The sequence below is a fragment of the Flavobacterium sp. PL02 genome (assembly GCF_035013205.1).
Taxonomy (GTDB): domain Bacteria; phylum Bacteroidota; class Bacteroidia; order Flavobacteriales; family Flavobacteriaceae; genus Flavobacterium.
Window position 1 is genome coordinate 106946 of record NZ_JAYGJP010000004.1, and the last position, 22694, is coordinate 129639.

The 22694-nt window shown below is 30.0% G+C and carries 20 protein-coding genes; 16 read left to right on the forward strand and 4 right to left on the reverse strand.

Annotation, left to right across the window (positions count from 1 at the left end; all coding sequences use genetic code 11):
• Positions 1-5: 5 nt before the first annotated feature.
• Positions 6-440, reverse strand: a complete 435-nt coding sequence (locus tag SHI72_RS13940; protein ID WP_086896161.1) for a hypothetical protein — start codon at positions 438-440, stop codon at positions 6-8.
• Positions 441-1017: 577 nt separating this feature from the next.
• On the opposite strand from SHI72_RS13940, the gene SHI72_RS13945 reads away from it, so the two are divergent.
• Together SHI72_RS13945 and SHI72_RS13950 are read left to right on the forward strand one after the other, a co-directional pair.
• Positions 1018-1716: a pseudouridine synthase gene (locus tag SHI72_RS13945; RefSeq protein ID WP_039120602.1), complete on the forward strand. Its 699-nt coding sequence runs from the start codon at positions 1018-1020 to the stop codon at positions 1714-1716.
• 70 nt (positions 1717-1786) lie between these two features.
• Entirely contained in the window at positions 1787-2395 is a 609-nt protein-coding gene (locus SHI72_RS13950; RefSeq protein WP_323490322.1) for a hypothetical protein, read from the forward strand.
• A 302-nt stretch (positions 2396-2697) separates the two neighbouring features.
• On the opposite strand, the gene SHI72_RS13955 is transcribed toward SHI72_RS13950, so the two are convergent.
• The 3 genes from SHI72_RS13955 to SHI72_RS13965 form a co-directional block, all read right to left on the reverse strand.
• Positions 2698-3405 (reverse strand): DUF6090 family protein, encoded by a 708-nt coding sequence (locus SHI72_RS13955; protein ID WP_323490323.1) that lies wholly within the window; start codon positions 3403-3405, stop codon positions 2698-2700.
• A 26-nt stretch (positions 3406-3431) separates the two neighbouring features.
• Positions 3432-4568: a hypothetical protein gene (locus tag SHI72_RS13960; RefSeq protein WP_323490324.1), complete on the reverse strand. Its 1137-nt coding sequence runs from the start codon at positions 4566-4568 to the stop codon at positions 3432-3434.
• Positions 4569-4994: 426 nt separating this feature from the next.
• A complete protein-coding gene (locus tag SHI72_RS13965; RefSeq protein ID WP_323490325.1) occupies positions 4995-5801 on the reverse strand; it encodes a formylglycine-generating enzyme family protein in 807 nt (268 codons plus the stop codon).
• A 700-nt stretch (positions 5802-6501) separates the two neighbouring features.
• Here SHI72_RS13965 and SHI72_RS13970 point away from each other — a divergent pair.
• The 14 genes from SHI72_RS13970 to SHI72_RS14035 all read left to right on the forward strand — a co-directional run bounded on the left by SHI72_RS13970 (position 6502) and on the right by SHI72_RS14035 (position 22693).
• Entirely contained in the window at positions 6502-6990 is a 489-nt protein-coding gene (locus tag SHI72_RS13970) for a hypothetical protein (RefSeq protein ID WP_323490326.1), read from the forward strand.
• Positions 6991-7291: 301 nt separating this feature from the next.
• Complete coding sequence (locus SHI72_RS13975; RefSeq protein ID WP_323490327.1) at positions 7292-8428, forward strand: helix-turn-helix domain-containing protein; 1137 nt, start codon at positions 7292-7294, stop codon at positions 8426-8428.
• Between the two features lie 500 nt (positions 8429-8928).
• Positions 8929-10083, forward strand: a complete 1155-nt coding sequence (locus SHI72_RS13980) for a helix-turn-helix domain-containing protein (protein ID WP_323490328.1) — start codon at positions 8929-8931, stop codon at positions 10081-10083.
• An 88-nt stretch (positions 10084-10171) separates the two neighbouring features.
• Positions 10172-10711 carry a DUF3575 domain-containing protein gene (locus SHI72_RS13985; protein WP_323490329.1) on the forward strand — a complete coding sequence of 180 codons (540 nt, stop codon included), beginning with the start codon at positions 10172-10174 and terminating at the stop codon, positions 10709-10711.
• A 294-nt stretch (positions 10712-11005) separates the two neighbouring features.
• On the forward strand, positions 11006-11560 hold the full coding sequence (locus SHI72_RS13990) for a porin family protein (RefSeq protein WP_323490330.1): 555 nt from the start codon (positions 11006-11008) through the stop codon (positions 11558-11560).
• A 257-nt stretch (positions 11561-11817) separates the two neighbouring features.
• The gene (locus SHI72_RS13995) at positions 11818-13029 is read left to right on the forward strand and encodes a PQQ-binding-like beta-propeller repeat protein (protein ID WP_323490331.1); all 1212 of its coding nucleotides are present in this window, start codon (positions 11818-11820) and stop codon (positions 13027-13029) included.
• 726 nt (positions 13030-13755) lie between these two features.
• Positions 13756-14739, forward strand: coding sequence for a hypothetical protein (locus SHI72_RS14000; RefSeq protein ID WP_323490332.1), 984 nt, complete (start codon positions 13756-13758; stop codon positions 14737-14739).
• Positions 14740-14781: 42 nt separating this feature from the next.
• Positions 14782-15270 (forward strand): DUF4280 domain-containing protein, encoded by a 489-nt coding sequence (locus SHI72_RS14005; protein WP_039114335.1) that lies wholly within the window; start codon positions 14782-14784, stop codon positions 15268-15270.
• A gap of 11 nt (positions 15271-15281) precedes the next feature.
• Positions 15282-18164, forward strand: coding sequence for a hypothetical protein (locus SHI72_RS14010; RefSeq protein ID WP_323490333.1), 2883 nt, complete (start codon positions 15282-15284; stop codon positions 18162-18164).
• A complete protein-coding gene (locus SHI72_RS14015; protein WP_039119887.1) occupies positions 18161-19114 on the forward strand; it encodes a hypothetical protein in 954 nt (317 codons plus the stop codon). Before SHI72_RS14010 ends, SHI72_RS14015 begins: the two co-directional genes overlap by 4 nt.
• Positions 19115-19117: 3 nt before the next feature.
• Entirely contained in the window at positions 19118-20092 is a 975-nt protein-coding gene (locus tag SHI72_RS14020; RefSeq protein ID WP_323490334.1) for a hypothetical protein, read from the forward strand.
• A gap of 170 nt (positions 20093-20262) precedes the next feature.
• Positions 20263-20658, forward strand: a complete 396-nt coding sequence (gene tssD / locus SHI72_RS14025; RefSeq protein WP_039114330.1) for a type VI secretion system tube protein TssD — start codon at positions 20263-20265, stop codon at positions 20656-20658.
• Between the two features lie 37 nt (positions 20659-20695).
• A complete protein-coding gene (locus SHI72_RS14030) occupies positions 20696-22504 on the forward strand; it encodes a type VI secretion system Vgr family protein (RefSeq protein ID WP_039114329.1) in 1809 nt (602 codons plus the stop codon).
• Positions 22505-22522: 18 nt separating this feature from the next.
• Positions 22523-22693, forward strand: coding sequence for a hypothetical protein (locus SHI72_RS14035; RefSeq protein ID WP_165572113.1), 171 nt, complete (start codon positions 22523-22525; stop codon positions 22691-22693).
• Position 22694: the final 1 nt, after the last annotated feature.

Consider the following 22694-nt stretch of genomic DNA (forward strand, 5'->3'; position numbering starts at 1 on the left):
GTTTTTTAAGCGTATAGAGGTCTTTCATTTATAAATTCCAATTCATTTACTTTTTCACATTCTGAGATTAGCTTATCCTTGAGATCAGAAGAAATATAAATTGCATCATAATATAACTGATGAATTCTGAATCCATCAAATTTTGCACTTTTAAAAGTTTTTAAATCTAAATGATTTTTTATCTGTATCTCTGAATAATTAGCCCAAGTTTCTGCAGTTGATTTTCTCCAGATAATTACCTTGTTGATTGAGCCTATTTGTTCAGGAACATATTTTTGAAAAACTTCTGCAATAGAATTGTCAATCAAAATTCCACCGTAAAGAATAGGTTGAAATTTTCCAAATTCCAGTACACGAAATTTCCCATCATTGACTTTATCTAAAAGTATATCTTTTTCAATGGATTTATTCTTAAGCCAATATAAATTAGGTTTATTCATAAGTTCTTAAAATTGCTGGTAACTTATATTTATGATAATTATTACGCATTATTCATTCTCAAATATATAATTTTTCAATTATTAAAAGTACTTTTAATTTGTTAGGTACATTTGATGCTTATATGAATCGATATGAAAACAAAAAACAGAGAAGAAGTTAAGTTATATTTTTGTAATCAATAAATTTGTTTAAGGCTTTATAGTTCAAAGTAGAATGTCATTTTTTTTTCAAACAAATTATCGCAATATTTTAAAATTAAGATGCAAATGAAATAATTATATATACGGTCTTCAATAATCTAGTTAGATATTTGAACATTTCCCGCTACTAAGACAAAGGTTCAGAGAAAACCGGAGCTTTTTTTGTGGATTTGAATTTACAAAACAAAGTCTGATTCAGATTGTGGGAGCGAAGTCAGGTGAAATCCGTATAGCTTTTCCCGAGGGTGCAATTTTAATAGCACTTCTTGCAATGGAATCTTTTATTATGTTTTTCGATTTAGAATAAAAAAGAAAAGGATAGAAACAAATAAGTCATAAAAGTGATTTTAATCGAAATCTCTTTTACTTTTGCCAAATGTTAGAAATTCTTTACCAAGACGAATATATTATTGCAATTAATAAACCAAGTGGATTATTGGTTCACAAATCATTTTATGCCCGAGATGCAAAAGTTTATGCCATTCAGGAATTGAGAAATCAAATAGGAGGGCAACACGTTTATCCTATTCACCGGTTAGACCGTAAAACATCTGGAGTCTTGTTATTTGCGTTGGACAAAGAGGTTTTGAAAATTATGAATGATCGTTTTGCCACACGCGAAGTCGAAAAAAAATACTTAGCAATTTTACGTGGTTGGTCACCCGAAGAACTAACGATTGATTATGATTTAATAAATGACGATGACATTAAACAAAATGCAATAACATACTTTCACCGTTTGCAAAATGCCGAAGTTGAGTTAGAGTTTAATAATAAGCCAACCTCACGATATTGTTTGGTAGAAGCGATTCCTGAAACCGGACGTATGCATCAATTACGAAAGCATTTCAAACATATTTTTCATCCCATTTTAGGAAGCCGTCCACATGGTTGTAACAAGCAAAATAAATTATGGTTGGAGAATTATGAGCTGAAAGGAATGATGCTTCACGCACATCAGTTAATCTTTAATCATCCAATAAAAAACGAACAACTAATCTTGAACGCAAAGATTAATGAAGAGTTTAGCAGAGTAGGCAATATTCTTAATCTAGATTTGAGTAAGTATGAATAGAATAATAAATTTATCTTTCTTAAATTTACTCCAAAAGCTATAATGTTTAATTTCTAACTTCTAACAAAAAATGGATTTTCAGAATAATGAATTTTCGGAAATTGAATCATTAAAATCAAATAAAATTACTTTTATAGTAAAGGTTTTAGGAGCATTTATTTTTGTGAGTACAATTTTAGGAATAATTATTTCAGAGGTAGTTATCATTGAATCTGAAAAACTATCTGTTATATTTAAATTTTATTCTGTAGTGTTATCTGTATTACTGCTATCTTTTTTGATATATGCCATAGTAAAGCATACAATTACTATCCGAAAAAATAAAATTACCAAAGTAATAGTTGATCAAAATGGTTTGCACCATTATAATAATGAAATAGTTATTGAATCTCTAAGTTTTAAGTCTTTATCCCCAAATCCCGATCCGAAAAATTATGATGTAGTTTTATCAGAGGGTGAAGATGTAAGTCTTGATATTTGTGTATATTATTTCGATAATGCTACAAACACAATAATTTATAAAGCCATTATATTCAATACTCCATTTTCAATACGCAATGCAAAAGAATTACAAAGACATTTCATAAAAGGTGTTTTAAAGTTTCGATCCGATTTGAAAGTTTCACCCCAGGTTTTAGATTTATTAAATTTAAATAATTTGAAATTCTTTCGTCCTTAAATTTTTCTTATAGGATTTACCTTTAATTCTATTTTTACTTTACAGTAATGCCACTTGCTCTCCGAAGTGTTCCTATTGCCGCGATTGCGATGAGAAGTCTCCCGACTTCTCATCCGTTCCAATAAGCAACAAATATCAAGTAATTTTCGTTTATTTAAGATTGCCTATAGCGTCCCTCTAGTACAGCGGGCTTGGAATTAAATTAAACTCATTCATTATATTTGCTAATCATTCCAAATAACCCCAACTTCAAATTAAGGCTAAACCCGCCACATTGTCAAATGGCGGTTGTGTGCCATTTTTTATTTATTCAACTCTTTTTCAATTTCTTTAATAAGTTCAATTGTTAGTGGTTTTGTATTTTTGTCGTAAACCCTTATATTATTCTTACCTAGTTTTACAAGAAATTCAATTGTCTTTTTAAATTTTGGGTCTGAATATAATTCTTGTTCTGATTTATCCGCATTTTCTATCATTTTATCAAAACACTTAAACAGAAAATCATTATAATATTTATCGACTTCGTTAATTGCCGGTACATATATTTGATAATAATTTAAGATTTTCTGTTTTAATTTTTCGTCTTCAATATAGCCAATTTTACCACTAGATTTAAAACCTTCATAATTACCAATATTCATTTTTGGTCCATGCGAATAAATTGGAAAATCAACTTTATTTTTAGACTTATAAATACTGTCAAGTTGGTGAGTCGTTAGTGCTAAAATTTTCTCATAGCTTATGTTTGACTTTTTGTATGCTTCCTTTTCAATGTCGATGTTTTTTACATCATTTTGCAAATCATTCTTTAAATTTTCAAGAAACACTGTCACTTCTTCTTGTTGATGCCTGTGTTCGCTCCAACTGTGTAACGATATTGAAAGTGTTACAGCAAAAACGATTATAAAAATTTCTATAATGATTTCCTTCACTTTCTCTCCCAATGTATGTTTTGAATTTTTCACAGTTTTGTAAATTTTTTCTGAATGTTTCGTTATTTCTTCTTGCATATTTTTTTTATTAAAATATCTTCCTATTATTTTATCGAGATTTCTTTACTTTTAGTTACTTTAGGAATATAAATAAGATAATCATACCCCTTTATAACTCTCGATAAGTATATATCATCTACTTTTAGTTTGTTTTGTAAAATAGATTTCTTTAAAGGTCTTAAATCAAAACAGTACCATTGGTCATCTTTTAACACATTTAGAAAAGATTTAAAACTAGTGTTATCCTCTTCGTCTTCTCCTTTTCCAACAAGCATTATATGTAACGATTTTTTCCAACTTGCTTCTTCAATATTAGAAATTAAGCTGCCTATATCATATATATCAGTTTTTGTTAATATGGTTTCCCCTTTTGGTAGATGAACTGCACCAAACTTGAAAAGATTTTTTTTGTTTTTCCAATCGGACATTTGGTTTAGCAAGATACTTTTCATCAGTTGAATCCTTAAGGGATGATTTCTATTAATATAAATCTCTCTACTTAACTTTAATGCTTCAATTTGTTTTCGCTCTTTATCAGAAAGTTTTAACTTCAACAATGAATCTATTTTTTGAAGGCAATCTTCGGATAATAGGTAGAATTTTTCATGACCTTCTTTAGACGCAAGTAGTTTGGAATTATGGAGCATTTGCTCATATATCTCAATCACTTTTTTATTTTTCGAAGTTTCTTTTAAATTTGAAATTATCATTTGATCTGCAAAAATGCTAATTTGTTCAACACCATATATTTTGGTATTACGTTTAACTAAATCCTTAAGCAAATTAAATTCGGGTTCTAACTCCAAAAAAGAAAAGTTTGTACTATATTCTTTAACAAAAGAATTAAGCTGTTCGGCAGATAGAGATTTAATATTTGTTTCGATTATATCTACTGAATAAGGATCAACCTCTAGAAAATAATTATCAAACTTAACCTCATTGATAATAGCATTTGTGAAGTAAGGAATTTCGTTTGTAAAATGATTTTCTCCCAACAAAACAGAATTAGATTGTTTTATTTCGTCTAGTAAAACATCCCATCCTTTTCCCTGAAATGAAATATTTTTATCAATTTGGAAAGAGAAACCATTCTTTTGAACTAAACTGTCAAGTAATATGTTTTGAGCATAGTTAAAATTTGTAATGAATAATGTAAGGAGTAAGAGTATTATTTTTTTCATTTTGTATTATCTTTTTTTGGTTTATTTTTTTGGTTTATTTTTTATTATTAAGGTTACCGAAAATTGTAGCCAACTTGTTTATATGTGTGGCAAAACCACAAAAAGCGACCCGGATTTGGGTAGATATAAAGGATAAGTATTGTATGCTATTTATTTTCAAATATATAATTTTTCCATTATAAATTATCAAAGGGATTTTTATTTTACCAGATGTTTTTGATACAAAAATGAATGTGGATATATCAACAAAAAGAAGAAAAAAATTAAGCTATAATTTTGTAATTAGTGAATTTAATTTTTTCAATAGTTTTATATTTCATAATAAAGTGCCTTCTTTTTATTCTCAAAGAAATCATCCCAAATATAAAACCTGCTTTCCATTAAGGCTATTGTCCAAATCGGTTGTAGTAACTGTTAGCGGTAGTTTTATTTGTTTTTTGCAATTCTAAATCCAAATCCGTCATTTCGTGTGCCTTTTGGAGATTGGTACCTAACTTCTGGCATATGAATTCCATATTCTAATGGCTTTCCATCAGTGCTTTGGGTTTCGTAAAACCAACTAACTCCTTTCGAAATTTTATAAGCTCCTTCGGCTGGTCCTTGTGGATTTTTTGTACTTACTAAACTATCTTTTTCAGGGTTATACCAATCAAAAACCCATTCACCAACATTTCCCGTCATATCATAAATTCCTAGTTCATTAGGTTTAAGTAGACCAACTTTATGAAAGATGCTGTCTGAGTTTTCTTTTACCCATCCAATCTCGATTGGATTATTACTACCACTATATTTGTAGTTTTTAGTTTTCTTTCCACCTTTAGCGGCATATTCCCACTCTGCTTCAGTTGGTAATCTTCCTCCAGCCCATTTGGCAAAGTCATTTGCTTCGTCCCAAGTTGCAAGCATTGGGTTTTCGTCTATCCATTTATAATATACTTTTATTCCGTGGGCATTTTCAATAGGTACTTCAGGCATTTTTCTGCCTGTTTTTTCACAAAATTCTCTAAACTGTTTAACAGTTATTTCATATTTACTTATGTAAAAGTCATCAAGCTCTACCATTCGGTGTGGACTTGTAAAACCATTTATTGTATCTCCTTTTGGGCTAATGATGAATTGGTTTTTACCTTGTTCAAAAGTTCCACCCTCCACAAAAACATAGTCAACATTGTCTTGTTTGCAGGAATTTAGCATCAAAAGCCCAAGAAAGATTATAAATGTCTGTTTTGTCATAATATCTGTTTTAAATTACTGTCAACTTATTTATATGTGTGATAATTATTGTACCCTTTTTATTTCAAATATATAATTTTCATTATAAAACATATAGGATACGCATGCTAAAATACTATAATAATCCTCAAAAAAATGAATAGATATTTCAATACTTACCGTTATTATGACAAATCTTCAGAGAAATCTGGAGCTTTGTTTTGTTTTAACCATGTTTATTAAGTCTCTTTGTCAATTTTGTGTTGCGTTCACGAGCGGAATGCTCGCGTCAGCAGAGGGGGATTAATATTGCGCGACGATATTGCAAAATTTAGTTTAAATTTAGGATATCGATTTTATTAAACTGCATAAAAACGTCCCACAACTGCTACTACAACGGATTTGGGTAATAGCTATAATGGATAGTTGGTTTTGTATTTGGGATGATTTGCTTCGTCTGTTCGCTATCGCTCGGGTGGCAAATCCGAAGAAAAAAGCTTAATTTAGTCCCAAACCCGCTGTAGTCCCAGAACATTATAGGCTAGTTAAAATCAATATTTTGTTTACAAAACACTGAAAAGGAAATAAAATTAAGTTTATTAGTTTAATAAAAAATAGTAATTTGGTTTCTCGCCAAGTAAAAGAAGAGATAAATATGATTGAAAATAACATAAGCAGAATTAATTTAAAATACATTTTCTTAATTTTTATTGCTGTCTTTTTGAGTACAATCTTATACGAATTATCCCATTGGAGTATTGGCGAAATCTTGGGAAATAAAATGATAGCAACATTAAATGGAACAAATCCAGTTTCTGGAGAATTACAAAACGAATGGAATAGAAACTATATAACATTGGCTGGGCCGTTGTTTACAGTTTTACAAGCAATCCTATTTTACTTTTTAATAACAAAATATAAGAAAATCGAATTGTACCCATTTCTTTTTTTTCCGTTTGTTATGAGATTCGCAGCAGGATTAGCAAACCTCTTAAGCCCAAATGATGAGGGAAGAGTTGGAATGTCAATTGGAGTAGGATTATTTACAATTTCAATATTTGTTTGTAGTTTTCTTTTAGTTTTGGTTTACAAAGCAACAAAAGAACTTAGAATAAGTTTAAAATTTAATATTTTAAGTTTCATTCTTTGTTGCTTGTTTTTATTATTACTAACATATATTGATGCAAAATTTAAAGTAAAAATAATTTGAAGCTAGAAAATTTAATTAGTTAGATTTCAGAAGAAATTACCAGAAATTTATATAAAAAATCATAAAAGATAACCAGCCCTTGGACAAAGCTTCAGAGAAATCTGGAGCTTTGTTGATTTATTTAGATTTACAAAATATTGTCTGATTCAGATTGCAGGCATGAAGTCTGGAATCATTAGCACAGGCTTGCATGAGAACTCTTTGGGAGTGCCATTTTAGTTAATCATTTCTTAATCCCCTAAGAAAATTCATCAGTATTAATATAAATTCGTCTCATAAAAACAACTTTTATATTAAAAAATTGATTTATACAACACTTTTAAATATTGCGATTTTCCAGGGAATAGTCTTAGGCTTAATTATTTTAAAGTCTTCTATATTCAATAGTAATTCAAATAAATATCTGGCATACTTACTATTTACACTCTCAATTATTTTACTGAATCATGTTTTTGAGATTGAAGATGCATTTACTCCCTATCCTTTTCTACGCTTTATCGATCACATCGAGTGGGTATTTCTAATCCCTTCTTTCATATTTCTGTTTATTATAAACCGGATTGATGATACTGTAAAAAGTAAACAAAAATCTTATTTATGTTTTATTCCATTTGCCTATTCCGCTGTGCTTACTATTACACAAGATCTCGATCATGTTGCAGGAATTTATACTATTCCTGAGTCAGGCATCAATCTAATCAATATACTTGGTCTGATTCATCTTCTTTTAGCCGTTACTTTCATCCCATTTCTATCGCTTTACTCTTATTTTATGATAAGGCATTTAAAAGATTCAGAGGAAAAAAAATGGATAATCATCTTATTAACAATTGTTACTTCATTGTTATTCGCTTTTCTTATTATCTATCTAACCAGCTTATTTATTCAATTTGATATTTCTGCTACTATGAGCATCCTGGCTTTATCTGCAACATTCATAATTCACTGGACAGCTTATATAGGTATCTATAAATACAAACTAGCCAAAAACAAAGATGCGGTTTACAATTTTCTAAATGAAGATTTAGCTATTTCGTATAGCAATATGCAAATTGTAGAAAATAGTATACCAGATGAATATAGGGAATCTATCACGGCAGATAATCTCTATTTTCAAAGACTAGAACTTCTTTGTAAAGTGCAGCATATTTATACCGACAGTACATTAAACAGAGAAAAAGTCGCTGAAAAACTGGGCATAAGCGCAGGATATGTTTCACAAATTGTAAACACGATAACAGAGGATAACTTTGCCAATTATATTAATCAATATCGGGTTGAAGCTGTCAAGGAAATGATCTCAAATTCTGAATATGAAAACTACAATTTGCTAGCGATGGGATTAGAATCTGGGTTTACTTCAAAAACGACTTTTTATAAGGCCTTTAAAAAAGTTACTGGTCAGACACCAAATGAATATAAAAATACCAGTAAATAAGTACCAACTTTATCCATTTTTAAGTTTTTGAAACCTTTTCTTATGTGAATTTTGGATTGAAATAATTCAAATTACTTTTTATGAAAAAAAACTTTTTATTACTTCAATCGGTATTGATTTAAACGATGCATTTACAAAAGTTGAAAGTATGGCTGGAGAATATAGATTTCCCACTTTATGAAGAGAATTAGAAGGCTGACGAAAGAAATATAAATTATTCACAAATAATCTTATAAAATCATTCATAAGTTGGTTAGATATTTCAATACTTGCCGTTACTAAACAAAGCTTCAGAGAAATCTGGTGCTTTTTTTGTTTGTTTAGATTTATAAAATATTGTCTGATTCTGATTGCAGGCATGAAGTCAGGAAACATGTGCATAGGCTTGCATGAGAACTCTTCGGAGAGTGCCTTTTAGTTAATCATTTCTTAATCCCCTAAGAAAATTCATCAGTATTAATATAAATTCGTCTCATAAAAACAACTTTTATATTAAAAAATTGATTTATACAACACTTTTAAATATTGCGATTTTCCAGGGAGTAGTCTTAGGCTTAATTATTTTAAAGTCTTCTATATTCAATAGTAATTCAAATAAATACCTGGCCTTCTTACTATTTGCACTTTCCATTGTTTTATTAAATTATGTTTTTGAAATTGAAGGTGTATTCACATCCTATCCTTTAATGCTTTTTATAGATGCTATCGATTGGGTATTTCTATTACCTGTTTTCACATTTTTGTTTATTATAAACCGCATTGATGATGCGGTAAAAAACAGGCAAAAAATTTATTTGTGTTATATTCCATTTGTCTTTGCCAGCACTCTTAATATTACAATTCAACTTGATCATGTAGCAGGAATTTATAAAATTCCTGAGTCCTACATGTTCCTAATCACTATACTTCAGCTGATTCAGATTTTATTGGCCGTTATCATCATCCTGTTTCTACCTCTCTACTCTTATTTTATGATAAGGCATTTAAAAGACCCTCAAGAGAAAAAATGGGTTATTACCTTATTGACTATCATGTATTTGATCTTATTTGTCTGGCTAACTACCTATTTGATTGGCCTGTTTTTTCAATTAGATATTTCTTCTACCATGAGTGGGGTGGCTATATTGGCAACATTAATAATGCACTGGACAGCTTATATAGGCATTTACAAATATAGGCTCGCCAAAAACAAAGATGCCATCTATAATTTTTTAAATACCAATTTAGCTGTTTCGTCTCCCAGTCTCCAAATTATAGAAAAAAGCCCAACAGAAGAAAATAATACCCCGGATGAATACAGAGAATCTATTACGGCAGAGAATCTTTATTTTCAAAAACTTGAACTTCTTTGTAAAGAGCAGCACATTTATACCGACAGTACATTAAACAGAGAAAAAGTCGCTGAAAAGCTAGGTATAAGCGCAGGATATGTTTCACAAATTATAAACACGATAACAGAGGATAATTTTGCTAATTACATTAATCAATATCGGGTTGAAGCTGTCAAGGAAATGATTTCAAATTCTGAATATGAAAACTACAATTTGCTAGCGATGGGATTAGAATCTGGGTTTACTTCAAAAACGACTTTTTATAAGGCCTTTAAAAAAGTTACTGGTCAGACACCAAATGAATATAAAAATACCAGTAAATAAGTACCAATTTATTCATTTTTAAGTTTTTGAAACCTTTTCTAACTTTTCTTATGTGAATTTTGGATTTTAATAATTCAAATCACTTTTTATGAAAAAGAACTTTTTACTACTAATCATTTTGTTTGTCTTTTATTCTGCTAATGCTCAAAATGAAACTGATTCATATCAGAAAAATAATGAAATTAAATTAAATGCAATTGCTCCTTTATGGCAATCTTTTCAGGTTGGTTACGAAAGACATTTAAATCATAATTCGTCATTAGGACTTTCTTTTTATTATGTGTTTGACAATACAAAGAATGAAGAAGATTTAAACTATTCAATATCTCCGTATTACAGAAGATATTTTGGTAAAAAATATGCATCAGGCTGGTTTGTTGAAGGATTTGGAATGCTGACTTCAATAGATGGAAAAAAAATATACGCTTCAGAAGATCATTCAATATATACCGAAAATCCCGATGTTATTGATTTTGCTCTTGGTGCCGGCGGAGGCTGGAAATGGGTGAGTAAAAGCGGATTTCTTTTTGAAGCTAATGTTGGTTTTGGTGGCCTATTATTCAATGCAAATAAAACAGACCATACTATTGTTGCAAAATTTGGTCTAAGTGCTGGATATCGATTTTAGTACTTCTTGTTACTAAAACAAAACTTCAGAGAAATCTGGAGTTTTTTTATTGTGGATTACCCGTGAAACAACTTTGCATTCACGAAGGGGAAACTCGTGCCATCTGAGAAATTAGAATCTGGGTTTACTTCAAAACGACTTTTTATAAAGCTTAAAAAAAAATAACTGGTCACAACACAAATAATGTTAAAATACCCCCAAAATAAGTGCCAATTTATCCATTTTTAAGCTTTTGATACCTTTTCTGATTTTTCTTAACTGAATTTTGCAGTCAAATAATTCAAATCAATTTTTATGAAAAAAATTTTATTACTAGCTGTTGTTACAGTTTTAGGATTTACAAATGTTAATGCTCAAAAAATCAAATTTGGTGTTAAAGGAGGTTTAAACTTTGCAAATATCAGTGGAGATAATACCAAAGATATCGATCTTGTAACATCATTTAATTTTGGTGTTGTATCAGAAATTCCAATTTCCGAAAAATTCTCTTTTCAACCTGAATTAATGTATTCTGGTCAGGGATATAGTTTTAATGATAACACAGTTGCCTTAAGTTATCTGAACATTCCTTTAATGGGAAAATATTATGTAACAAAAGGCTTAAGTGTTGAAGCCGGACCTCAAATAGGGTTTTTAGTTGGTGCCAAAAATGAAAAAACAGATGTAAAAGATTCGTTTAATACTTTTGATTTTGGTATTAATTTTGGTTTAGGCTATAAACTTGACAACGGACTTAATTTTGGCGCAAGATATAATTTGGGATTAACCGATATTAATAATGTAGAAGGTTCTTCCATCAAAAATAAAAATGGAGTATTTCAATTATCTGTTGGTTACTTCTTTTTCTAAAACTTAATAATTCAATAAAAATATTTTGCTAACTGTATTAACTCATCATTTTTTGGGAACAAATTTTTTGAATTAATCACTTAACCATTTCAATATCTTTATATCATCTACAAATAGGTTAGAGAATTGTTTCGTTAGGGTTACAAAGACAAAGCTTCAGAGAAATCTGAAGCTTTTTTCGTTTATATTTGTTTGCACTAAATATATTTAAGAATAAAATGCAAAAACCAAATAAAACATTACAATCTGAAACAAAAATGAAACAAAAACTAATAACTATTTTATTTGTATTTACCGTCATAAATATGTTTGGGCAAATTACAACTACTTCAAAACCTGATAAAACGAATTATTCTAATGATAAGTTATCTCCTAACGAAGCAGTCACTAATAAGGTTATAAGTCCGCTTCAAAAAGTAACATTAGATGAAGAAGCAATCTTACTTTATGATTACGACGGTACTATTTTTTCATATGATTTTGACTCCGAAGATGTTAATTGGACTGTAAAACCTACAGATGCTAATACTGAAATGTGTGCAAATAAAGTAACAATACATGATGGAGTTATATACGTTCCATTTATAAACGGTGAAATTTTTGCAATAGATAACGAAACTGGTGATCCTTTTTGGAAATCAAGGTTAGGTAACATTACAGATAAAATTATTCTAAAAGATCAAACTCCGATTATAAATGGAGGAAAACTGTATATAACCGGTCAAAATCAAGATGAAAGTAGTAACCTATACGCTCTTAATATAAAAGATGGTAGTTTATCATGGAGCTACAAGTTAGATTCTTCAAATAACGATATTCCAGTACTCTTTTTTGATAATAAAATTTTCACTCAAAGTGCATCGAATGTCTATAGTTTTGATGCAAATACAGGAAAAGTTCTTAACCAAAAAAGCTTTGAGGAAGCTATGACCGGAAAACCTGTAACAGATGACGAAAATGTATTTATAGCAAATGAAAAAGACGTGCTTTTTGCCTTAACTCCGAATAAGCTAGATGTTTTATGGCAATTTAAATTAGAGGAAAATCAATATAATATCAAGGAACGTATATTTTGCCAAGACAAAAAAGTATATTTTGCCGCACAAGGTTCCACAGTTTCTTCTGTATACGCTGTTGATTCAAAAACAGGAACTCAGATATGGAAAACTGATTTTAAAGGCGACAATATTGAATACATCACTGAGCAAAATAATGAACTTTGGGGATATACTCGTAAAGGAAAACTTTTTAAACTAGACTTAACGGATGGTAAATTATTACTCGAAATAAAATTAACAAGTATACCTGTTTCAAATATTGAATTTCCCGATGATGATAACTTGTTTTATTATTATTGTGATGCGGGTTTAATTCAATATAATTTAAAAGATAAAGAAGAAAACGTATATTATATGCGAACTTCTCTTAAGGACGATATCTATAGCGCATATATACAATTAGTTCGATAAAAAAGAGGAGGGAAGCTCTCTCAGTATTAATAATCTTTTGTCGAAATAAAATTAAGATTCAAATTCAAATAGATTATCCTATTATAATCTTTAATAATTAGGTTAGGTTTTTTTGATATTTCCCGCTATTAAAATGAAAAAAGTTTCAGAGAAATCTGGAGCTTTTTTCGTTTACAATAATTTCCTTTTTGTTCTTCTGAACAGAATTACAGGAAATAAATAGGATAATCACTCAAAACTTATTTAAATAAAAAGTAGCCTAAAACTTTGCATAAAAGTTGGTAGACTTTTATCAGATTAATAATTTATCAGAATTTTTAAAAACTGTTTTGTCAATGATATTTATTTTAATAAATGAAAAAAATAGCATTTAGTTTACTTAACGATCCAATTTTTTTTGCTTTTTTTTTTGTTTTATAAATACGTTTTTTGAAACCCACTTTAGTCAATAAAATAAGGGGTTACTTATAGATTATACCAAATAATAATACTCTATGTTAATTAAAAAATTATTATTTTTTATTGTTTGATTTTGTAGTGTAAGAAAAATATGTATCTTTAAATTCAATATAAATCTTACATATTTTTATAATAATTGGGAAACATATTGCAGTAATCAATGAATATTTAACAAATAACAAAGACATGTTGTTTTGAAGATTATAAAGAATAATAAACTCAATGTGTGATTAAATACAAAATAATTTAGCTAGGATAATTTAAAATATGTCAGACTTAAAAAAAGTATTGTTAGAAAATGATAATACAATACAATTTAATCCTTTTGATGAAAATAGAGTTTATGGCTTTACGCTACAAAATTTTGAGGATGACAATTTAATTAGCACCATCCATTATAAAGTAGACATAGTATGTATTCAAAGTTATAATAGTAGTAATTTCTCTTTTGATATAAATAGAGAACAAGTTTATATAGATAATCTAGCCCCTGATTTGAAAATAGAACAAATAGCAGATAACTGTTCACAAGCGATTTTTCCGATTCGGGTAAAAGTTAGCGAAGAAGGCGATATTTTAGATATCATAAATCATAATGCTATTAAAGATAGATGGCTTCCTATAAAAGAAAGGTTGTCACAATATTATCAAGGAAATATAATTTCTGAAATACTTCTAAAAATTGAGTCTATTTTAGTTAATAAGAAGCTACTAACAGAATCAATCTCTAAAATGTGGTTTTTCCATCTTTACTTCAAACCACTATATATAAAATATGATTTAGATCAAGCACATAATTCTGTTTGGGAATCACCTGTTTTTGGAAACCAAATCATAAAGTATGATGTGCAACAAATGATTGAAGAATACTACTCTGCAACAGATAAGATTTATATTAATATTAAAGGAAAATCTGCAGATAAGAGAACAATAAATGAAGTTTTGAATCGATGTGAATATCCAAAATCGGATATGGCTGGTATTAAAGTAGAGCCTTTAAATTCTGATATGGAAGTACAATATAAATTATATGGAGAAGATAGAAGTATATTTTCTATAATAGGAACTTACAAAACAAAAATTACAGAAAAAATACAGAAAACAACCCAAATAGAAATTTATCATTTACCTGAAAATAGTTCTTTCAGACCTGATTCGAAATCTAAGCAGAAGCGTGCATCATATTGGCAAGAAGAAAATGAGCCGGTTAAAGAAAAGAATAGTTTTTGGAGCATATTTAAATTATTTTAAAATAAAGCAGATTAAGAATTAAAGAAAATAACACTATTTATTATGAGTGAAAAACATATTGTAGTACAAGGCGCTACTTGCCAATGTAAATTTAGTGTAGAGCCTAAAACTGATAAATTAATGGTTAAAACGCATACAAAACATTATGCGAATGACAAAGACGGATCGAAAAAGCTAATTGCCAGTGATAAAGATATAGGGCAAACACTTAAGAAAAACACCTTTGGTAAGTGTAAGAAGCAACCTGCAGGAAGTGATTACTTACCGTGCCTAGCCCAAATTACCAAATGGAGTGGTATTTATGAAAAAATAGTTTTATCTAATCAAGGAAAACTATTACTAGAAGACAGTAAAGGGACATGTCCAATGGGAGCCCCCGATTGTATTACTATAACAGATCATGGTCAAACTGCTGAAGTGACTAAACAAAATGTGGAGAATAGTAAACCCGAAGTGTTAAATGAAATTTTCCCTGCAGTGGACTTTGAAGATTTAGATAATGCCGTTTTAATGATTGAAAATAAAGCTTAAAAGAGTAAATTATGAGTAAAAATCTACATCTTGTTCCAGTATTACCTCTTACTAAAGATCAAAAATTTGATAAAGCGATGGGGTGCTTAACCTTGTCTAAGGCAGGAGTATTTGTCGTTGAAATTACACCTACAGCTGGGCTTCATGAAAACGCTCCAAAAAAACCAGGTGCTTTTAAAAAATTAACTCAAGAAGAAGTTTTGAAAATGCCTGACATTGATGACAGGAAGAGATACGTTGCGGAACATGAAAAAGTAGTAGAGAAAGAAAAACAATACGTTGAAGATAAGAAAGCCTTTAACGAAAAAATTCTTGAAGAACTTAAAACTATAAGCTGGTCTTGGGAAGTTGTGGGTAACGGAATGAAAGGTAAAACAATAGCACATAACAGCGACTTTACTATTGGGATACCCAAAGATTATAAAAATGACATTTCTTTTCCGGAGATTCTGGTTGGTGGTGGCTTTGCCTGGCTTGAAGTTTTTACTAAAAATGATCCCGCTACTGGAAAAACACCACACGGGTTGTATGTTCGTGCTACTGGTATCCCTCAAATTGTACGTATCGCATGGACAGATCTTGATTGTAAACCCATTACAGGAAAGGTGAAATTTGGCTCTAAAATTCTTTTAAACATTTATACAACTCATATGTATGGACAAGATTTAGAAGTTGGATTATGGGATAAAGACACTGCAGACCCTAATGATTTACTGCCAATTTCTAATAAGGATAACTTTGGATGCGAAGTGTTAGTGCATAAATTACTTGAAAATGAGGTAAATAAAACCGGAATTTCTGGAGGTATAAAAGTAAAAGGTAAAACAGAATCACATGTTCAGAAAGTTAGAATTCCTGTTTTAATTGATGCAAAATGGATGGCTAAAGCAGGAAGTTCCTTGAAAATTTTCCCTACAGTAAAATCAAAAGAAACTGGTAAATTTTTAAAAATACCTGAAAATTGCTTTTTAGAAGTAGAAATAAAGGGAGAAAAACATGAGACTGTTACAGAACCTACCAATAATCCTGTTCTTGTTGGGAAAGTAGAAACTAATATTGCTAGTTTCAGCCCATGTAGATACGATAAAATTGAATTAAAAAAGCAAGACAAAGCAGGATCTACAATCCTTTTTGATTCGTCAAAAGATGAACAAAGAGCAATAAAAGATCTTGGAATAGAAATAGTTACAGGGAAGAAAGAAACATACCTTTTAGACTTTGATTTTCAAACCTTAGAATGCGAAAGAAAACCAAAACATAATACTCAGGAAATAATCATACTAACTATTCCAAAAGATTATGAATTAAAAATCGATCCAAGCTCTAAAGCAGAGCATAAGGTAAAAAAAGAAGAAAAAGAATTAGTAAAAACTGAATCGAGTAATAAAACTTCGACGATGGGTGCGAAGACAACACAAAAAGAAAGTGTTGCTTCAGAAAAAGGAATTGTAACCGTTAGGCAGAAACAAATTGAGTTTGATGCGTTTTATAATTACGATATCCCACAGGACGCTAATGCCCTAACAACTTTTTATAAAGCAATGAAGTATTTCTGGCTGCCCAATTTAAGCGCAGATAAGATAAATACTCTTACTGCAGTCGCAAAAAGTTGTGCTTTTCAGCAAAATATAAATATTGCAATCTATCCCGACATTAAATGGACATTAAAATTTGGCTTTAATGTAAAGAAGGAAGATATTGAAAAACTAAATAGAAAAGGAGGGGATTTTGCGCCATTAAAAACCTTTGAAGATAATGCTAAAGAAAAGGATGAGGCTAATTTTAGAGCTAATGAAAACGATACAACTGAGAAAGGCAAAAAAATTAATGAGGCTAATTTAAGACGGAAAGAAACCTTAGATAATGCTGAAAAGTACTTTACTCAAAAATATGATCTAAAACCTAAAACAACAGAAGTCGCTCCAGTAGACAAAGGAACAAGTTTTAAGCAGTTGCTTGAAATTATGAAAAGAATGACTGTGTCTTTAGAAGAAGAACATTATGGTGGAGACATAAAAAATGAATTGACTGAAAATTTCGTAAAGCAAATTTATGAACAGTTAAGACCAGTAATTTTATTAGCTGGAAAAGCCATAGGTATTATAGAAGGGGATTATGATCAAAAAGGATATACTCCAACGCAAGAAAAAAGTATTGATGGCTTGATGGATAAGCTCAAAAGAAAAACTGTAGAATATGAAATATTATATCCTAAATTATCATTTGCAGGTTCTTGGTATTATGAGCAAATTGACGCAAAAAAATATCCAGCATTAGCAGGAAGACAAGGATTGGGTATTGATTTAATGCTAAAAGCTGGTCCTCTTTTAGGAGTCTCCATAAAATGGGATATTTTAGAACTTTTATGCAGAAGACATCCTATTGCTTATGCAGTATTAAAAGCTATTGATGCCTTATTATACATATTAGCAGATGATTCAAGCGCTATAACTTGTGAGTTCTCGGTATCAGGACAAATAGACACTACTGTAGATTTTCAATATAATAGGCTGGCAGGTTTTAAAGAAATTAATGCTAAGGGGAAAACCAGTATTAAAACAGCTCTGGAATTTAAAATAAACATTGCGAATACATATAAAACACTTGGATACGAAGCTATTTTGCAATTAGGATTTGGAGCTGGAGCAGAAGCAGGAATTGGTGTAACTGATTTTTACGGAATTGATAATAAAGGGTTTTTCGCCAAGAAAGAATTAGAATTTGAAGGAATTAAACTTTCGTTTTCGGCAACGGGTATAGCTCAGTTTAAAAAAGGGGATAGTGTAAATTTAAAGAATAATAAACCTTTATTTGAAATAGGAGGATCTATAGAAGGAGAGGTTACCTTTTTGAATTACAAATTTGAAACAGATAAAATATATTTAATATCATGAAAAAAATAATTGTTCTATTATTAATTAATTGCAGCATTACAGGTTGTGCACAAAAAGAAATAAAAAAAGAAGACATAATGAATCAGGAAAACATAAAAAAAGTAGCAAATATTTACAAAGAAGTAAAAGAGTACAATTATAAGCCTAGTTATACCCTGCATATTGAAAAGGTTTCCAATTTTACTTTCGAAGCTTTGGTGAATGATGAACAATTGATAAAAAATTATAATTCAAAGAATTTCACAGGTTCTATGCCAATTAATGAAGCGTTACTGCATTCTGGAAAACAAAAACTAACAATCCGAATGACTCCTTTAAAAGATGATAATTTTATTATGGCAAAGGAGATTGACATGGAAAATATAGCATTGAAGCTTAGTATTAATTATGGAGAATACGGAAAAGAAAAAGTAAAAGATTTTAAAGAAGCTCTAAGATATGAACTACCCAAGCAAAAAGGAAAATTGCCTTATTATGAAGTACATTTAGAATTTGATGTTCCAGTACTACCTTATGAAAATGATATACAAGGATGGAAAAACGGTGTAGATTTAACTAAAGAAGATAAAGATAAACTGTTGAAAGAAGTAGAGAACTTCTACAAAGAAATAATAGGATATTATGATGCCAAGGATGTAAATGCTATTGCTGGAAAATATTACAAAAGGCAATTAGAATTAGATAAAATGGGATACAGAAATAAGCCTGAAGATTCTCAAATGCTAATAGAAGAATGGATAAAAGATGTAAATGATGTTAAGCCTTTTGTATTTGAGGATTACGCCATGCGATTTTATGGAAATGGAAAAATGGTTGCTTTAGTAAGAACAGATAAATACTATTTTAATTTTTCAAATTTAATACGCGAAGATGCTGAAGGGAATGTTCAAACTTACATAATGTACTTGTACCGTCCCAAAGCTGGAGGACCATTAGAGGTAATCCGTTAGATTATGAAAATACTATTTAGCACACTTTTATGTTTTGTTTTTTTATTTTCTTGTGCACAAAAAGAAATAAAAAAAGAGGAGATTATGAATCAGGAAAATGTAAAGAAGGTGGTAAATATATATAAAAAGGTAAAAACTTATAATTACAATCCAAGTTATACACTTAATATAGATAAAGCTACCAATTTTACTTTTGAAGCATTAGTAAATGATTTACCAGTATATAAACAATATGACCCTGGTAATTTATCAGGTTTGACCCGAATCAATCAAGCACTGTTGAAGTTTGGAAAACAAAAGTTAACAATCCGTATGACTCCAGTTGTAGATAATAACTACAATATGGCAAAGGAAATTGATATGGAAAATGTGGTGTTGAAATTAAGTATTAATTACGGCGAGTATGGAAAAGAAAAAGTAAAAGACTTTAAAGAAGCATTAAAATATGAATTACCCAAACAAAATGGAAGACTACCTTATTATGAAGTGAATTTAGAATTTGATGCTCCTGTAGTTGCTTATGAAAAAGATATTGAAGGATGGAAAAATGGAATAGATTTAAGCAAAGAAAATAAAGACGAACTGTTGAAAGAAGTAGAGGCTTTTTATAAAGAAATGATAGGATATTACAAAGCCAAAGATGTAAATGCTATAGCGGGAAAATATTACAAAAGACAATTTGAAATAACGCAAGCAGATTATCAGAATGAATGGTTTGGTACTCCAATAGTTCATGATCCTCAAAAAATTGTAAATGAATGGATAGATAACGTAAATGATAGTAAACCTTTTATTTTCAATCAATATAAAATGCAATTCTTTGGTGATGGTAAAATGGTTGCTTTAGTAAAAGTAGATAAATATTATATTGATTACTCAGCATTAATGAGGGAAGATCCAGAAAGTGGTAAGGCAGTATGGTATGATATGTATCTATATCGTCCTAAAGCTGGAGGACCATTAGAGGTTATAAGATAACAAGATCTACTTATTTAAAATTAAAGTTTGTAAGTTCATTTTTAAGCAAATATCACTAAAAGTGGGTATTGTATGAAGCTATTAGATAGTATAGTTTTGAGAGATTAATTTTATATATTTAATATTCCGAATAAAGTTTTAACAATAAATAATCCTAAAAAAAAAGACAAATGAGTTTTTTATCCAAATTACAAATCGATGGGGAAGAATATAATGTTCTTGAATTTAATATTAATTTTAAACAAGAAATTGATACCACAAGTAAACCAACTGGGGCTGCCAAGGGCGGTGTGGTAAAAATGATTATTGAAGCCAACCAAAATACTAATTTTTTGTCATGGATGTTAAATAGTGATTTGACTAAGGATGGAAAAATTGTTTTTTACAGAAGAGATGCACTGAGCAAAATGAAAGAACTTAAGTTTGTTAAGGCTTTCTGTATCAATTACGAAGAGCAATTTACAAGTACTACCGAAGTACCAATGAAAATAACTATGGAATTAGTAGCTAAAGAATTGACTTTTGGAGATGCTAAATTCTCAAACAACTGGATTGCTTTAGATTAAATTTTAAAAAATTTATTAAAAATAAGTACATATTATTATGGCACATTTCTCAGAACAAGTACATATTACTATAGGAAGTTTTTCTCAAAACATTGTTTATTATGATTTAAAGCTATCCCAAAAAATGGCCGATCATCATCATTTTTCATTTATCTGGCAATATACAGGTAAAGCAATTATTAAACCAGCCGATCAGGCAAAAGCTTTAAGGAGTTATTTAGGAGATGAAGTTATTTTTACTTTTAAAAGTCTTACTGGAATTCGACTTATGAGTAAAGGAATAATTACAGAACTCTCTTCTGTAGATCTTCATGGTAGCCCAGTTGGTTTGCATGTAACAGGAATAAGCCATACTATTGTTCTGGACGATATGAAAAAATCCAGAACGTATTTAGAAAGAGGAATGGACGATATTGTACTGGGAATTTTAGGTGAAGGACCAGGAGAGTTTTACCAACGAGATTCTATAAGGTCTACGTATCTTAAGGAATTTAAATATATGGCACAGTATAACGAAACCAGTTTTGAATTTCTGAAAAGATTGGCAACACGTTATGGACAATGGTTTTATTTTGATGGTATGCGTATGCAGTTCGGACAAACTAAAACTAGTAAAATAAAACTTATCAACGGAGCTTCATTGCATAGTTTTAAGATACAGACTAATATGACAGCGCACAAAATTTCGTTGGCTGCTTATGATTATAAAAATGCAAACAATATTCGAAATTCGGCTTTAAAAACAAGTACAGGTAGTAAAGATAGTTTCTCCTCAATTGTAGGATTTAATCAAGGAACCGTCACTCAAGGTGATCTAAGTACTGGTGCATATACAACCAATGCTCAAAACAAAGAAGAAATAGACGAAATGGTTCAATTGCAAACTGCAGGAAACGATGCCAATAGCGTTTATTATAGCGGGATATCTTACTTGCCTTTAGGAATAGGACAGGTATTTACAATAGTAAACCAAACTGTAGAGCATGAACTTATTGTTACAGAAGCAATACACCATTCTGAAGTACATGGAAATTATTCATGTGAGTTCAAAGCGATTCCTTCGGATGTAGGTGCTCCGGATTATACTGATGTGCATGTTTTTGCCAAAGCAGAGACGCAACCAGCTAAAGTAAAAGACAATAATGATCCTGAAGCATTAGGACGAGTTAAAGTTGAGTTTTATTGGGCAGGTGGTACTACCACGAGCGAATGGATACGTATGATACAGCCCCACTCAGGTGTAGGTAAAGGATTTTATTTTATTCCAGAAATTGGAGAAGAAGTATTGGTCGGTTTTGAAGGGGCTAATGCACAGAATCCATATATATTAGGAACACAATACAATGGTAAAGAGGCTTCTGGTTACGGATCGGCTCAAAATGATTTAAAAGCTATCCATACCCGCTCAGGAATTAAAATGGTTTTTAATGATGCCGAAGGCAGTGTTTTAATTGAAGATCCTAGTGGGAATACTTGGGAAATGGATGGGAAAGGAAATATAAGTGCAAATGCTCCTAAGAACTTTACACTTAATGCTGGAGAGGATTTTGCTATTTCGGCAGGTAAAAATGTAACTATTACAGCAGGTGAAAACATAGAAAATTCTGCGGACAAAGATATCATACAAATTGCGGCAAAAGATATCAATCAAACTGCTGCGGGAGATTTTACTGAGAATGCAAATAATAAAACAGAGATAATAGAAAAAACACATATAAGAAGTTCTCTAGAATCGACTCAGCATGCTGAAGAAGTTACCATTTTTAGTACCAAAGAAAGTATGCTTTTAGAAAGCAGTGCCAAAACGGTAGATGTAAATAGTGCAGAGAAATCGAATATGTTTTAATTATCTAAGAAATTATTTATGGCAATTACTAAAACCGCTAAAAATTTTTATACTACAGTTGACAACAAGTATTATGGCATTTCGCAGAAGTTTATTGAAACAGCTGAGAAAGTTGAAATCGTTGCAACCGATAAAAATCTTACATTGATTTCGAACAAAAAGGTACAACTAAAAGGTAATAAACAATAGT